The sequence below is a fragment of the Candidatus Manganitrophus morganii genome (genome assembly GCA_021651055.1).
Lineage (GTDB): Bacteria > Nitrospirota > Nitrospiria > SBBL01 > Manganitrophaceae > Manganitrophus > Manganitrophus morganii.
On record JAJHOH010000001.1, the window covers coordinates 3,322,369 to 3,336,136 of the forward strand.

A 13,768-nucleotide genomic window follows, 5' to 3' on the forward strand; every position below is an offset into this window, starting at 1 on the left:
GAGTCGCCGTGAAGGTCACAAAACAATCCGTTCACGCTGGAGGCTCCAATTTGGTGAAGCCTGAGCAAATTCAAAAAATAAAAACACCATTAATCGCCGCGTTGGTTCTTCTGGCGGTCGTGGATATCTTTGTCCACGGCGATCATGCCACATTTATTTGGGATTCCATCCCGGGATTCAGTGCCGTCTATGGCCTGATCACGACGGTGCTGATCATCGTGGTTTCCAAGTTTTTGGGGCATGCCTTTCTGATGAAGCCGGAAGACTACTATGATTGAACGGGAAATCTGCGGGTTATCGACGAAGAGACGGCGCGCCATTCAGGTGATCGGGAAATTTGATAAACCGCATAACGGGTCTCCGGATTCGTTGAGATCCAAAGGGGGTTTCTCATGACCTTCAAAAGTGTGATTCGAAAGCCGATTTTCGCAGTGTGGCTCCTTTTCCTGGTCCTCTTCTTGGTCCTGGAGGCTTCCTTCCTCTTCGCCCAAACTCCCGCGGCCGGCGGCGCGGTTGAATACCGCGATCCTTCCTGGATCAGCAGCCGTAATTTCATTTGGATCCTCTCTCAGGTGCACCTCCTCTTCGGAGGATTCGTCCTGGGGGTGCCGATTTTCGCGTGGCTGTGTGAGGTCATCGGCATGGTGTCGAAGGATCGCCGATACGATCACCTCGCCAAAGAGTTCACCATCCTGATCACCGCCTGTTTCGAGATGACCGCCACGTTGGGGATCATCTTTCTTTTCGCCCTCCGGGTCCTCTATCCGAAGCTCTGGACTTTTCTCACGAGTGTTTTTCTCCCCAGTTTCTATTTTTATCTTTTTCTCTTTGTTCTGGAGGGGGCCGCGCTTTATATCTATGCCGCGAAATGGGACGCGATGCAGGGGAAGTATAAGACCCTTCACATGTTCGTCGGCCTGATCCTCAACATCGTCGGCTTTTTCGTCATGATCGTGCCGAGCGCCTGGGCTTCTTTCCAGGCCAGCCCGGTGGTTCTAAACGAAGGGATGGGCTGGATCGAGCGGGCTTGGGCCGCGGCGAACAACCCGACTTGGTGGCCGGTGAATATCCACAGGATCGTGGCGAATGTGGTCTTGGGCGGATTTGTCTGCGGCGCGTATGCAGGGGTTCGCTATCTCGGCGCCAAAACGAAGGAAGAGCGCGAGCACTACGACTGGATGGGATATGTCGGAAACTTCATCGGGATCTTCGGGCTTCTCCCGTTGCCGTTTGCCGGCTACTGGCTGATGCGGGAGGTATATGAGTATAACCAGCAGATGGGAATCACCCTCATGGGGGGAATTCTCTCCTGGCTCTTTATCCTCCAGGCCCTTCTGATCGGGGTGCTCTTTCTGGGGTCGAATTATTATCTCTGGCAGGGACTGATTACCCGGACGGAAGACGGGGTGAAATACAAGCCGTATATCGTCATCATGCTGGTCACCATTCTCGCTTGTATGGGGGTCTGGATGACCCCGCATAGCTTGGTCGCCAGCATGGAAGAGGCCCGCGCGATGGGGGGGACCCATCATCCGATCCTGGGGGTCTTCGGGGTCATGTCGGCCAAGCTGACGGTGGTCAACATTATCATCCTGACCAGCTTCATGAGCTTTCTTCTTTATTGGAGAGCGAACCAGCAGATCACCGTCAAATGGGGAAAAGCGGCCCGCGTCTTTGAGGTGTTCCTCTTTTCCGTCGCGATTCTCGGCGTCATCCTGGCCGGCATCTACGGCTACTTTGTTCCGGCGATTTACCGCGTCAACGTTCTCTCCGTCGCCCAGGTGTTGGCGGTTCTCTTCGTCCTCGCGCTGGTGACGCCGATGACCGGCATGATGCTCCGGGGGGCGAAGATGACCGGAAAAATGACCTGGGGAATCATGCGGCCCAGCTCTCAATATGCTTTGGTGATTAACGCGATCACCGTGGTCCTCACGATGAGCTTGATGGGTTATGCCCGTTCCGCGTCGCGGGTCCATTGGCATGTCTATGGGGTGGTGGAAGATACCTCCGCCTATGCGTACACTCCTCCGTTGGGGACCGCCGCCTTTCTTTTTTCGGTCAACACCCTTCTCTTCTTCTCTCTGGTCGCCGCGATCTTCTGGGTGACCACCCGGACGATCCGCTACGACGGCTTCTGCACGCAATATTTCTTCGTTGCTCCTTTTGTCGAATGGCTGGTGAGCCTTCCTGAAAAGCTCAGCGCGCCGAAACCGGTCGGTGAAGCGCGGTCCCCTTATTTCCGGAAGGTCGTGGGGGTTGTCGTCGGATTTCTGGCGGCGTTTACCTGGGCCGGCTTTATGGTTCCACAGAGCGTCGGTCTTCCTCCGACAAAAGAGAAGCTGGACGTGGCAAAAATTTCAACCGAGAAAGATCTGACGAGAATCGGGCAGAACATGTTTTTTGGGAAAGGGCAATGCGCCCTCTGCCATACCCTCGGGTCGGAAGGAGGACGTTGTCCGACGCTCCAGAACGCGGGGGCCCGTCTGACGCGGGAGTTTATCTTCGAGACGCTGACGAAGCCGGACGCCTACGTGAAGCTCGACTTCGAGCAGGTGGAGCCTAAAAAGTTTCCGGCGCAGATGCCTGTGATCAATCGGCCGCCGATCGATCTGACCGATCAGGAGCTGCTGACGGTGATCGCCTTCGTTCAAAGCCTCGGAGGAAAGGTTACCGTCGAACCGGCCGAGTTGATCGCCCTCGATCAGCCTGCCCCGGTGGCCGAGCCGGCGGAAGGGGAATCGCCCGCCCCGGAGCGGCTGGAAAGCCGGCGGGAAATTGGACACAAGGGATCTTAAGAAGAAACTCAGTTGCAGATCAGGCGGGGATTCGGTCTTTGTTTTTTAGCCTTGGCGTTGGCGGCAGGTTGCGGTTCCAAGGCCGACGAGAAACTTGAGTTCGGCACCGTTTTAAGCGATCGGGATCTGGTTGAGATCGGACAGAAAGTTTTTTTTGGGAAAGGGCAATGCGCCCTCTGTCACACCCTCGGAGGAGATGGCCGGGGGAAGTGTCCCGATTTAGAGGGAGCGGGGGAGCGTCTCACGCGGGAGTTTATCTACGAGACGCTGACGGAGCCGGATAAATATATCCGGCTCGATTTCGATCCCGCAGAGCCGAAAAAATATCCGGCGCGGATGCCGGCGGTCAATCAGCCGCCGATCGGTTTAACGGAGCCGGAGTTGTTGACGGTGGTTGCCTTCGTTCAGAGCCGGGGGGGAAAGATCACGGTCAGCCCGGTGGAACTGAAAAGATAGGATAAAAAAGCTGACTCGGTCAGCAGGTGAGGTCGCTGCGATGGAAAAAATAAAAAAGAAGGGGATGCCTCCCGGGCTCAGAGTGGCCCTCTCCTTGGCTCTATTTTATCTCTTCTTGCGATTTATCGTTCAACCTCCCCTCCCGTTTAGCGTCATTTTTATGTATATGGCGATGGCCTTGGCGGGGGCGATTATGTACCTTACCCTCTTTTTCGATATCAAAGAGGTGATCGTCAACCCGATTTATACCTTTTTGGGGGGGGGTGTGGAGGGGGGGGTGGCCAAGGGGGGGCGATATGCGCTCCTGGTCGCCATGCCGCTGGTTGTCTGGTTCGGCTCGTATCAGAAGTTCAACAAAGAGATTCAGCCGCCGCTCGATCCGCGCGTGATTCATCCGGCTCCTCCGGTGGAGTTTACCGGTTTGTATAATCCCTTCAACGTCGAAGACAAAGAAACGCTCCGGAAAAGCGTCGCGGATGGGAAAGAGATTTATTATAAAAACTGCATCTTCTGCCATGGCGACTTGCTCGACGGCGACGGAATTTATGCGCATGGATTCAACCCCAGGCCGGCCAATTTCCAGGACCCCGGGGTTCTTCCGATGCTTCAAGAGTCGTTTCTTTTTTGGAGAATCAGCACCGGAGGGATCAGTCTTCCGCAGGAATCGACCCCCTGGAGCTCGGCGATGCCGAAATGGGAAGACATGCTGACCGATGAGGAGCGGTGGAAGGTAATCCTTTTCCTCTCTGATTACACCGGATTTGTGCCGAGAAGCTGGGAGTAGATCGGTCTTGATGAGGAATCCAATGTTAAGAAGAGCGATCGGACGATACGGACTGACTCTGACTTTTATTTTCGGGGCCGCTGTTTTTCCCGTCTGGGCCGACGAGGGGGCCGCTCCCGAAGCGAAAAAGGCGGGCGACAAAGACAAAGGTGTCGTCAGCGTGGAGCTTGGAAAGGAAGTCTACATCAAGCGGTGTCTCGGCTGCCACGGCGCGGAAGGGGCCGGAGACGGCCCGGCTGCATTGCGGTTCAAGCCGGTGCCGAGAGACTTCACGAAGGGTCTTTTCAAGTATAAATCGACCCCTCACGGGAGCGTCCCGACCGATGAAGACCTGATCAAAGTGGTGACCAACGGTCTTCCAGGGACCGGAATGCCGGCCTGGAAAAGCATCATGAAAGAGAATCAAATCCGCTCGGTCGTCCAGTATATCAAAACCTTCGCGCCGCAGTTCAAGGACGCGGCTCCCAAGCCGATCACGATCGGCCCCGAAGTCAAATCTTCGCCGGAGAGCATCGAGAAAGGGAAGGCGCTCTTCAAAGAGCTCGCTTGCTTCATGTGCCATGGCGAGGAGGGGCGGGGAAATGGACCCCTTGCCCCGTCGCTGAAGGACAACTTGGGGCGTCACGTTCAGCCGCGAAATCTGACGAAGGGCTGGATCTTCCGTGGAGGGGGGGCACGGGAGAATATCTATATGCGGGTCAACACCGGTCTGATGGGAACGCCGATGCCCTCTTTTGCCGACAAACTCGACAATGAAAAGAGCTGGCATATCGCCAATTACGTCAATTCGCTTTCCCAGTATCCGGGGGTGCCCGATTGGAACGTCGCCGTGATGGCGAAACCGATCGAAGGGGATGTTGCCGACGATCCGGACGATCCCCGTTGGAACGACCTGGAGCGGCACAGTTTCCCGCTCGTCGGCCAGGTCACAATCGATCCGAGGATGTTTACCCCGACCGTCGATATGGTCACGGTGAAGGCGATGTACAACGAGAAGGATATCGCCCTTCTTGTCATCTGGGATGATCCGACGAAGAGTGTCGCGACCCCCGCCGCGGGAGAAACGGTTCCGGAAGTCTTCGACGACGCCATCGCCGTTCAGTTCCCGACGAAATTGTTGCCGGGGACCCAAAAACCGTATTTCATTATGGGAGATATCAACAACTCCGTCTACGTTGCGCGCTGGAATGGAAGAACCAATGCCGTCGACGAATTCAATGCGAACGGGACAGAGGTCCGGGTCGGGCTTCGGATCACGCCGCAGGCGGAGGTCAATTGGCAATTTAAGGGAAAGGGGACGTATAAGCAGGGCCAATACAAGGCCGTGTTCAAGCGACCCCTCGTCACCGAAGATAAAGAAACCGACTTGCAGATCCAGCCGGGCATTTTTTACCCGATCGCATTTACCGCCTGGGACGGCTCGAATGGAGAGCGGGACGCGATGCGATCGTTATCGGCCTGGTATTCCCTTTATCTTGAAGTCCCCGCGTCGAATGACCGCTTCATCTATCCGACCCTCTTTCTCTTGGTCGTTGTCGGTGTGGAGTGGTGGATCGCCCGGAGTTACCGGAACGGGAATGGAAATGGGAAGCAGAAATGATCTTTCTCTCTGTTGGAAAGGAATCTAGGTAATGAAGAAGCTGCAATTTGTGCTGATTCCGGCCATCATTCTGGTTATCGGAGGACTTGCGTTTTCATTCTTGTTCGAAGATAAACATGTCGCCAAGGGAAGGAAGGTTTTCAGCCGATATTGCACCCCTTGTCATGGAGAGGGCGGACAGGGAGATGGATATAACGCTAAAAATCTCGACCCGCATGCGCGCGACCTGACCGACGGGGCCGAAGAGTACATGGCAAAGCTGACGAATGAAGAAATTTACGAAGTGATAGAACTGGGAGGCTACGGCGTCGATCTCTCCCCGGGGATGCCGACCTGGGGAAAGCATTTTTCAGAAGAAGAGATTTGGTCCGTCGTCGCCTACATCCGGACCCTTCATTCCTACGACGGCCCGCCTGTCATCTTTGATAAGGAGAAGCCGTACCAAACGGCCAAGCCTCGGACACCCCCGGTCCAGGAGGCGGAGTTTATTTCCCTTTTCGAAGAGAAGGTTGCCGATGACGACGGGCGTCAAGGAATGATCGATCAGGGGAAAGAGGTCTTTGCCGATCGCGGATGTGTCGCCTGTCATCAGATCGACGGGAAGGGGGGGGAACTCGGTCCCGATTTAAGCCGTGTCGGTTTTATGTTGCAGCCCCAATTTATTTATCGATGGGTCCGGAATCCGCTGTCGTTCAAGCCGCATACCCGGATGCCGAATCTGGATCTATCGGATGAAGAGGCCTTGGCCGTGACCATTTATTTGAGCACGTTGAAAGGATCGTCGGACGACGTTCAAAAAGCGGAGCCGCATCGATCGGGCGGCGATCCCTCGCAGCAACGGTCCTGACGGCGAACAGAGGTGAAACGGTTTCTCCCCGCCGCGGCGGCGGCTCAGGAGTCCTGAGTTCTACACAGTGAAGAGCCGTCCTTAAAAAAGTCTCCCCGGACTCGGGAGGCGATCGCGGCGGGAGAAAATTTACATCGCGCTCCCCTTTGACCCACGGGGGGAAGCGCAGACCTGGAAAAGAATGCTTTACCGGGTCCTCGATGGAGGTCAATAAAGAGGTCCATTTGGATGAGAAGGGAAGAGAGCGCGTCTGGATGATTGACATATTTATTTCGCTGATTTATGATACGGCGACTTAGCTCCCCCGAAGCGTCTCTTCGGGGAAATTATCCTGACGGAATGCAATTGGCGATCTTCCTTATTTTCATTCTTTCCCTCGTAACGATTACGCCCAAGCCTGCGTTTGCAACGCACGAAGTCGACCATCGATATATTGTCTCCGGTTACGTTCGGGACGCGGAAGGAAACGCCCTGAAGGGCGTCGATGTGCTCTTAGAGCATAAAAGCGGGCAGAAGTTTAAGGTTAAGACAAACGGCCTCGGTTATTACGAAACCCTCTTTCACCTCCACGACGAAGATCTCGGAGATGAGATCACCGTCACGGCGGGAACCGAGGTCAAGAAGGTCGCCGTCGCGTTCAAAGCGGGCGACAAGGTGACGCACCGGGGGGGGAACGTCGACTTCGGGGCGCCCGGGAAGTCTTCCCCTTTTGACTGGATTTATTGGACGGGCGGGTTCGGTCTTCTGGCGGCGGTTCTTTATTTCGGTCTCTTTCGGAAAAAGAAGAAAAAAGAGGCCCCGCGCAAAAGCAAGAAAAAGAAGTGAGGTCTTCCGTTTAGATTCACATTGAAGAAACACACCACCGCTTCAAAGCGGTGCGGAGGAGGTTCCATATGAATCCCGGTGGCAAGAAAGAAAGTCCGCAGAATCCGCAACAGCAGCAGACGGATGTGACCCGGAGGCGGTTTTTCACCCTCATGGGCCTGGGGATCGGCTGGGGCGGGTTTGCCGCTGCGCTCGGAGGAAGCGGCGTCGGCGCCCTTCGGTACATGTTTCCAAACGTCCTTTATGAGCCCCCCACGGTTTTCAAAATCGGAAAGCCGGAAGATTACGGAATCGGCGTCGACAACAAGCTGAAGAAAGAGCGCCAGATCTGGGTGGTCCGGAACGAGCGGGGAATGTACGTCATGGTGGCGATTTGCCGTCATCTCGGATGCACCCCCAACTGGTTCGACGACCAAAAAAAGTTCCGATGTCCTTGCCATGGAAGTATTTATGACGTGGCGGGGAATGTGGTCGGCGGTCCGGCCCCCCGCACCCTCTGGCGGGCGGCGATATCACTCGATCCGGTCGACGGCCAGATCGTCGTCAATTTTACGCAACGCCAGGATCCCGATCCAAAAGGGACCGAGGAAGGATTGATGGTCGATCAGAAGAGCCGGGAAGTTCCCCCGTTTTTCTTAGAGGTGTAGCGGAAGTCTGACCTGTCCGACAGGTCGGACAAGAGTAGAGAAGGAGAGCCATTCGGAATGAATAAGTTACTCGATCAGATCCGGGAGAACGTGACGCAGACGCAGGTCTGGAAGTCGATCTTCCGTCACGGTTACCCGAACACCGACGCCAACCGGGCGCTGGTGATGTTCAGCAACGTCATCCTCCACCTCCATCCGGTTCGCGTCCGCCGCGGCGCATTGAAGATTAAATTTACCTGGTGCCTCGGAGGGCTGACCTTCTTCTTCTTCGTCATGCTCGCCATCACCGGCGTCTTCCTTATGTTCTACTACGTTCCCGACACCCGGCGGGCCTATAACGACATCAAAGACTTGGGAACGGTGATCTATTTTGGAAGCCTCTTTCGCGCCCTTCACCGCTGGTCGGCGCATGCGATGGTCTTCTCCGTCTGGATGCATATGACCCGGGTCTTTCTGACCGGATCGTATAAGCCCCCCCGAGAATTCAACTGGGTCGTCGGGGTGATCTTGTTGGTGGTAACGCTGGTGATGAGCTGGACCGGCTATCTTCTTCCTTGGGATCAGCTGGCCCTCTGGGCGGTCACCGTCGGGAGCAAGATGGCCGAAGCAACACCGCTTGTCGGAAATGCGGGGCCGTTCGGTCCGGAGCTCGGAATGACGATCAACAACGACGTTGCATTCGTCCTGCTGGGAGGGACGGTTGTGGGGCAGAGCGCGCTCCTCCGGTTCTACGTCCTTCATTGCCTCGGGCTGCCGTTGGTGATGGCCCTCTTTATGGCCGTTCATTTTTGGAGAATCCGGAAAGACGGATTTTCAGGACCGTTGTAAGAACAGGGTGTAGGTGGTAGGGGCTAGCGATACCCTACACCCCACACCCTACCCCCTATTTTCACTGAGGAAGAAACATGGCTGAAAAGGAAACAACGCTCGGAACCATTCCGAAGCGGGACGGCAATTCGGGCGGGCTGGCCGCTTTAATCAAAAAGTCGGCGGCCGACAAGATGGGGCCGGAAGATCACGTCCTCGTCTGGCCGAATCTGGTTTACATCGAGTTGATCTCGATGCTCTTCGCAACCGCGGTTCTTCTGTTTCTCTCCCTGGTTTCGCCTGCGCCGTTGGAAGAGCTGGCGAGCGCCGATACCACGCCGAACCCGACAAAGGCCCCCTGGTATTTTCTCGGCCTGCAGGAGCTTCTGGTCTATTTCGACCCCTGGCTGGCCGGGGTGGTTCTCCCCTCCTTGATCATCGTCGGGTTGGTGTTGCTCCCCTATATTGATCCCAATCCGAAAGGGAAGGGTTATTACACCTTCTCCGAGAGGAAATTCGCCGTATTAGGTTTCTGTTTCGGGCTGGCGCTTTGGTACATCTTGATCGTGATCGGCGTCTGGTTCCGGGGGCTTGATTGGTCGTGGTATTGGCCCTGGGACAACTGGAAGGCGCACAAACCGGTCACAGGGGGCCTTGTCGATCTGGAGGTCATTCTTCAGAATATGCTTGGACTGAGCGCAACCCCCCTTGTGACACTCGGCCGTTACGGCGTCACGATCGCCAACTTGATCACCTGGGCGCTCTTCCTCGGATATTATGCGGTCGGATTCAGCGTTCCTTTTCTCTTGATGAGAAAGTTTTACAATTCATTGGGATTTGTCCGGTACAATTTGATGATGTTCCTTTTCCTTTCGATGCTCGGCGTGCCGCTGAAAATCTACCTGAGATTGCTCGCCAACATCAAATATGTATTGGTGACCCCCTGGTTTAAAATTTAGAAGCAATTTGGAGAGAGAACGATGGACGATCGATTGGGTATTGGAGTTTTCATCACGGTCGGGACCCTGCTCCTCATGGGGTTCTTCCTCGGAATCACCCTCTGGCTTGAAAACGCTTTCAAGAAAGAAAAGCAGAAAAAATAGGAAGGGATCGATCGATTTATGGTAAAGCACGCTTTATTCGCGGTCTTCAGTGTTTTGGTTCTTTTCCTGTTAGGGATGTTTGCCTATCGCGAGCAGAACCCGGAATGGAAAATATATCAGGCTGAATACTACAAAAAGCTGGCCCAGGTAGTGAACGATCCAAAGGTCGCCGGCACCCCGTTGAAAGTGAAGCAGGTTTGGAATAAGAGCCTGGACCGGGCCGATCGCTGCACCACCTGCCACGGCGGAATCGACAATCCGGCCTTTGAAAATGAGCCGCAGCCTTATAAAACCCATCCCCACTTCGCCAATGAGGGCTACATCTCGAAACACTCGTTTGAAAAGTTCGGGTGTACGATCTGCCATGAAGGAGACGGTCAGGCGGTGACGGTCAAGAAGACGCACGGGGTCGTCAAACACCTCGATCGGCAGCTTCTCACCACCCCCTATATTCAGACCGCCTGCACGAAGTGCCATTATGAACTCTACAGTCCCGAGGTCTATTGGCCTGAAGTGAAGACCCTGATGGCCGGGAAGCAGCTGGCACAGGATCTCGGATGCGTCGCCTGCCACGCGATCAGTCAGTTGGGGAGCAACGCGAGTCTCGCGCCCGACCTCTCATCGATGGGGAGCAAGACGGAGCTCGCTTTCTATCTGGTCCACGATTTCTCAAGAATCGAATCGGAAGATCATCTCACCCGGGTGTGGGAGTTCGAGCACTTCAAGGACCCGCAGAAAATCGTGCCTGGAACGATGGACGCGCCCAACCCGAAAGATCGAACCCCCCCGACGATCATGCCGAATTGGGGGCTGACCGATGAGGAGGCGACCGCCCTGACCGTGTTCACCCTGTCGCTGAGGGATCCGAAGGTGGAGCGGATTCCGAGGGAGTACCTCCCCAAAGTGGATGGGCACGAAGAGTTCCTTCAGTATCGCCAATAAGGATTGTTTTCAGTAGCCCCTGGTTTTTTTCAGAACCAGGGGCTTTTTCTTTTTTCCTGTCCGACGTCTCCTCGTACCGGAAGCGCTGTCTCTCTCCTTTGTGATCATTGAACATTCGACCCCAACGGTATGAATATCCTCGCCCTCTCTAGGCCGTTTCGGGATTGTAATTTTCCGGCGGGATTCATATACTGATACATTCCTTCTTGTTTTCGCTCCGGCGCATGAGCGTTTATTTGGGTCTTTCCCTTCAGAGGTGTCATGACGATTGAAGTCATCATCGTTCTTTTGCTGGTTGTCTCGGCCGTCATTCTCTTCGTGACCGAGCGGTTTCCGGTCGACATGGTCGCCTTGATCCTCATGGCGACCCTTCTTTTGAGCGGGATCATCACGCCGGAGGAGGGGATTTCCGGCTTCAGCAACACGGCAACCGTAACCGTCGGGGCGATGTTTATTCTGAGCGCCGGTCTTTTTAAAACGGGGGCGCTCAACTTTATCGGCGCCGCGCTGGCGAAAATCGGCAAGCGGAACTTCTGGATCGCCTTGATCACCATGATGGCCGGCGTGGGGGTGATCTCCGCGTTCGTGAACAATACGGCGGCGGTCGCCATCTTCATGCCGATCGTCCTCGGCGTCGCGCGCGACGCCAAGGTGAACCCCTCCAAGCTTCTGATGCCTCTTTCTTTCGCGTCGATGTTCGGAGGGGTGTGCACCCTCATCGGAACGTCAACCAACATCCTAGTCAATTCGATCGCCGAGCGATACGGACAGCCTCCTCTGCGGATGTTCGAATTTTCTTCCTTCGGTTTGGTTATTTTCGGCGCCGGAATGGCGTATATGATCCTCATCGGCGTCCGGTTGATTCCGAATCGGAGGGGAGGGGGGGATCTGACGCACACGTTCGGGATGGGAGAGTACCTGACCGAAATCGTTCTGCTTCCGCAGGCGACGTCGGTCGGACAACGGTTGAGAGATTCGCATCTGGTCCGGGACCTCGATGTCGATGTCCTGGAGGTCCTCCGGGGAGGGCGGCGTCTTCTCCTGCCGTCGCCCGAGATCGTTTTTCAGGCAGACGACCTCTTACGGGTTCGATGCAACGTCGAAAAGATCCGGCAGCTCCAGGAACGGGAGGGAATTCTCCTCAAACCGGGAATAAAATGGCGGGACGAGGATCTGGAGTCGGCCCAGACGGTATTGGTGGAGGCGGTCATCGCGCCGAATTCCGTTTTGGAAGGGAAGTCCCTCAAACGGGTGCGGTTTCGTCATCGGTTCAACGCCACGGCCCTGGCGATCCGGCATCGCGGCGAGGTGATGCACGAGCATTTGGAAACGACCCCGCTTCGGGCGGGGGATGCCCTCCTGATCGAAGCCCGGCGCGATCGTCTCGATCAGTTGAAGCAGCACCCGGCGTTTGTCTTCGTCTCCGAGGTCGGGCTGCCGGAATTTCGGAAGGAAAAGATCGTCCCGGCGCTGGCGGTCGTCTCCGGGGTCGTCCTGGCCGCCGCCTTCAACCTGCTGCCGATCGTGGTCGGCGCGATTGTCGGATCGGTGTTGCTGATCTTGATCGGATGTCTCACCCTTGAAGAGGCCTATGAGGCGATCGATTTGAAGGTCATCTTTCTCTTGGCGGGGGTCCTCACCCTCGGCACCGCGCTCGAAAAGACCGGCGCGGCGCGGTTCCTCTCCCAATTCCTCATCTCCGGCGTCGGCCTGCTTGGACCGACGGCGATTCTCTTCACCCTTTTTCTTCTGACGACCCTCTTGACCAACGTGATGTCGAACACCGCGACGGCGGCGCTGCTCGCCCCGATTGCGATCGTCACGGCGGAATCGCTCGGCGTCAGCGCCCGGCCCTTTCTGATGGCGGTCACCTATGCGGCGTCCCTCAGCTTCATGACCCCGGTCGGCTATCAGACCAATACCCTCATCTACGGGCCGGGCCAATATCAGTTCTCCGATTTTCTCCGAGTGGGGACCCCTTTGAATCTTCTCTTCTTATTGTTAGCCGTCTACTTTATTCCGCAATTCTGGCCATTTTAGAGGAGCCGTGAGATGAACGTTTTACAAGATTTTTTGGAACGGTTCAGAAGCGTGATCAACTTCCCGATTTTCACGCTCGGCGGGACCCTCTTTACCCTCTGGTCGCTTCTCTATATCGTGGCGCTCCTGGCATTGCTCTTTTACCTCTCCGGAAAGCTCAAGCGGTGGGTGGTCGATCAGCTTCTTTCAAGAAGCAACGTCGACATCGGCATCCGGCAGGCGACCGGAACGATCATCCGATATATCGTGGTCGGGATCGGCTTCTTGGCCATCCTGCAGTCGGCGGGGATCAATCTGAGCGCCCTGACGATTCTCGCGGGGGCGCTCGGCATCGGCGTCGGGCTGGGGTTGCAGAGTATCACGAACAACTTCGTCAGCGGGATCATTATTCTCTTCGGGCGTCCGATCAAGGTCGGAGACCGGATCGAGGTCAATAACGTCGTCGGGGATGTGATCAATATCTCCCCCCGCGCCACCACGGTCGTCACGAACGACAATATCGCCATGATCGTTCCCAACTCGGAGTTCATCTCTTCGACGGTGACCAACTGGAGCTACACCGACAGAAAAGTCCGGTTCAGTATTCCGGTGCGGGTTTCCTACCGCTCCGATCCGGAGCGGGTTCGGGCGCTTCTCATGGAGGTGGCGGAGGCCCATCCGGGGGTCCTCGGAGAACCGGAGCCGGACGTGCTTTTGGATGGATTCGGCGATAGCGCTTTGAATTTCGTTCTCCGCGTCTGGAGCCAGCGATACACTTCCCGGCCGGGGGTGCTCCGAAGCGAGCTCAATTACGCGATCATCAAGAAATTCAGAGAGGAGGGGATCGAGATTCCTTTTCCCCAGCGGGATATTCACATTCGAGACGGGGGTGCCGAGGCGAAAGGAGATGGCTCCGAAACGCTCCCCCCCCGCTGAGTTTTGG

At 55.9% G+C, this 13,768-nt stretch carries 13 protein-coding genes; all 13 read left to right on the forward strand.

Annotated elements, in window-relative coordinates:
- The first annotated feature begins 53 nt into the window (after nucleotides 1-53).
- A complete protein-coding gene (locus MCM46_15320) occupies nucleotides 54-278 on the forward strand; it encodes a hypothetical protein (protein MCG3113184.1) in 225 nt (74 codons plus the stop codon).
- A 114-nt stretch (nucleotides 279-392) separates the two neighbouring features.
- Nucleotides 393-2,795, forward strand: a complete 2,403-nt coding sequence (locus tag MCM46_15325; protein MCG3113185.1) for a cytochrome ubiquinol oxidase subunit I — start codon at nucleotides 393-395, stop codon at nucleotides 2,793-2,795.
- 12 nt (nucleotides 2,796-2,807) lie between these two features.
- Nucleotides 2,808-3,251: a cytochrome c gene (locus MCM46_15330; GenBank protein ID MCG3113186.1), complete on the forward strand. Its 444-nt coding sequence runs from the start codon at nucleotides 2,808-2,810 to the stop codon at nucleotides 3,249-3,251.
- Between the two features lie 40 nt (nucleotides 3,252-3,291).
- The gene (locus MCM46_15335) at nucleotides 3,292-4,035 is read left to right on the forward strand and encodes a c-type cytochrome (GenBank protein MCG3113187.1); all 744 of its coding nucleotides are present in this window, start codon (nucleotides 3,292-3,294) and stop codon (nucleotides 4,033-4,035) included.
- Between the two features lie 22 nt (nucleotides 4,036-4,057).
- Nucleotides 4,058-5,635: a c-type cytochrome gene (locus tag MCM46_15340; protein MCG3113188.1), complete on the forward strand. Its 1,578-nt coding sequence runs from the start codon at nucleotides 4,058-4,060 to the stop codon at nucleotides 5,633-5,635.
- 31 nt (nucleotides 5,636-5,666) lie between these two features.
- On the forward strand, nucleotides 5,667-6,482 hold the full coding sequence (locus MCM46_15345; protein ID MCG3113189.1) for a c-type cytochrome: 816 nt from the start codon (nucleotides 5,667-5,669) through the stop codon (nucleotides 6,480-6,482).
- 339 nt (nucleotides 6,483-6,821) lie between these two features.
- Nucleotides 6,822-7,307 (forward strand): carboxypeptidase-like regulatory domain-containing protein, encoded by a 486-nt coding sequence (locus MCM46_15350; GenBank protein ID MCG3113190.1) that lies wholly within the window; start codon nucleotides 6,822-6,824, stop codon nucleotides 7,305-7,307.
- A 68-nt stretch (nucleotides 7,308-7,375) separates the two neighbouring features.
- A complete protein-coding gene (locus MCM46_15355) occupies nucleotides 7,376-7,954 on the forward strand; it encodes a ubiquinol-cytochrome c reductase iron-sulfur subunit (protein ID MCG3113191.1) in 579 nt (192 codons plus the stop codon).
- 57 nt (nucleotides 7,955-8,011) lie between these two features.
- Nucleotides 8,012-8,782 (forward strand): cytochrome b N-terminal domain-containing protein, encoded by a 771-nt coding sequence (locus tag MCM46_15360; protein MCG3113192.1) that lies wholly within the window; start codon nucleotides 8,012-8,014, stop codon nucleotides 8,780-8,782.
- Between the two features lie 77 nt (nucleotides 8,783-8,859).
- Nucleotides 8,860-9,720, forward strand: coding sequence for a cytochrome B6 (locus MCM46_15365; GenBank protein ID MCG3113193.1), 861 nt, complete (start codon nucleotides 8,860-8,862; stop codon nucleotides 9,718-9,720).
- Between the two features lie 162 nt (nucleotides 9,721-9,882).
- On the forward strand, nucleotides 9,883-10,806 hold the full coding sequence (locus MCM46_15370) for a c-type cytochrome (GenBank protein ID MCG3113194.1): 924 nt from the start codon (nucleotides 9,883-9,885) through the stop codon (nucleotides 10,804-10,806).
- A 261-nt stretch (nucleotides 10,807-11,067) separates the two neighbouring features.
- Complete coding sequence (locus tag MCM46_15375) at nucleotides 11,068-12,846, forward strand: SLC13 family permease (protein ID MCG3113195.1); 1,779 nt, start codon at nucleotides 11,068-11,070, stop codon at nucleotides 12,844-12,846.
- Nucleotides 12,847-12,858: 12 nt separating this feature from the next.
- Nucleotides 12,859-13,761 carry a mechanosensitive ion channel gene (locus tag MCM46_15380; GenBank protein ID MCG3113196.1) on the forward strand — a complete coding sequence of 301 codons (903 nt, stop codon included), beginning with the start codon at nucleotides 12,859-12,861 and terminating at the stop codon, nucleotides 13,759-13,761.
- Nucleotides 13,762-13,768: the final 7 nt, after the last annotated feature.

What these genes read in the sequence shown, in the direction of transcription:
- MCM46_15350 (MCG3113190.1), top strand. Translation starts at nt 6,822, where the DNA reads ATGCAATTGGCGATCTTCCTTATTTTCATTCTTTCCCTCGTAACGATT.
- MCM46_15345 (MCG3113189.1), top strand. Translation starts at nt 5,667, where the DNA reads ATGAAGAAGCTGCAATTTGTGCTGATTCCGGCCATCATTCTGGTTATC.
- MCM46_15380 (MCG3113196.1), top strand. Translation starts at nt 12,859, where the DNA reads ATGAACGTTTTACAAGATTTTTTGGAACGGTTCAGAAGCGTGATCAAC.
- MCM46_15365 (MCG3113193.1), top strand. Translation starts at nt 8,860, where the DNA reads ATGGCTGAAAAGGAAACAACGCTCGGAACCATTCCGAAGCGGGACGGC.
- MCM46_15375 (MCG3113195.1), top strand. Translation starts at nt 11,068, where the DNA reads ATGACGATTGAAGTCATCATCGTTCTTTTGCTGGTTGTCTCGGCCGTC.
- MCM46_15370 (MCG3113194.1), top strand. Translation starts at nt 9,883, where the DNA reads ATGGTAAAGCACGCTTTATTCGCGGTCTTCAGTGTTTTGGTTCTTTTC.
- MCM46_15360 (MCG3113192.1), top strand. Translation starts at nt 8,012, where the DNA reads ATGAATAAGTTACTCGATCAGATCCGGGAGAACGTGACGCAGACGCAG.
- MCM46_15355 (MCG3113191.1), top strand. Translation starts at nt 7,376, where the DNA reads ATGAATCCCGGTGGCAAGAAAGAAAGTCCGCAGAATCCGCAACAGCAG.
- MCM46_15335 (MCG3113187.1), top strand. Translation starts at nt 3,292, where the DNA reads ATGGAAAAAATAAAAAAGAAGGGGATGCCTCCCGGGCTCAGAGTGGCC.
- MCM46_15340 (MCG3113188.1), top strand. Translation starts at nt 4,058, where the DNA reads ATGTTAAGAAGAGCGATCGGACGATACGGACTGACTCTGACTTTTATT.
- MCM46_15325 (MCG3113185.1), top strand. Translation starts at nt 393, where the DNA reads ATGACCTTCAAAAGTGTGATTCGAAAGCCGATTTTCGCAGTGTGGCTC.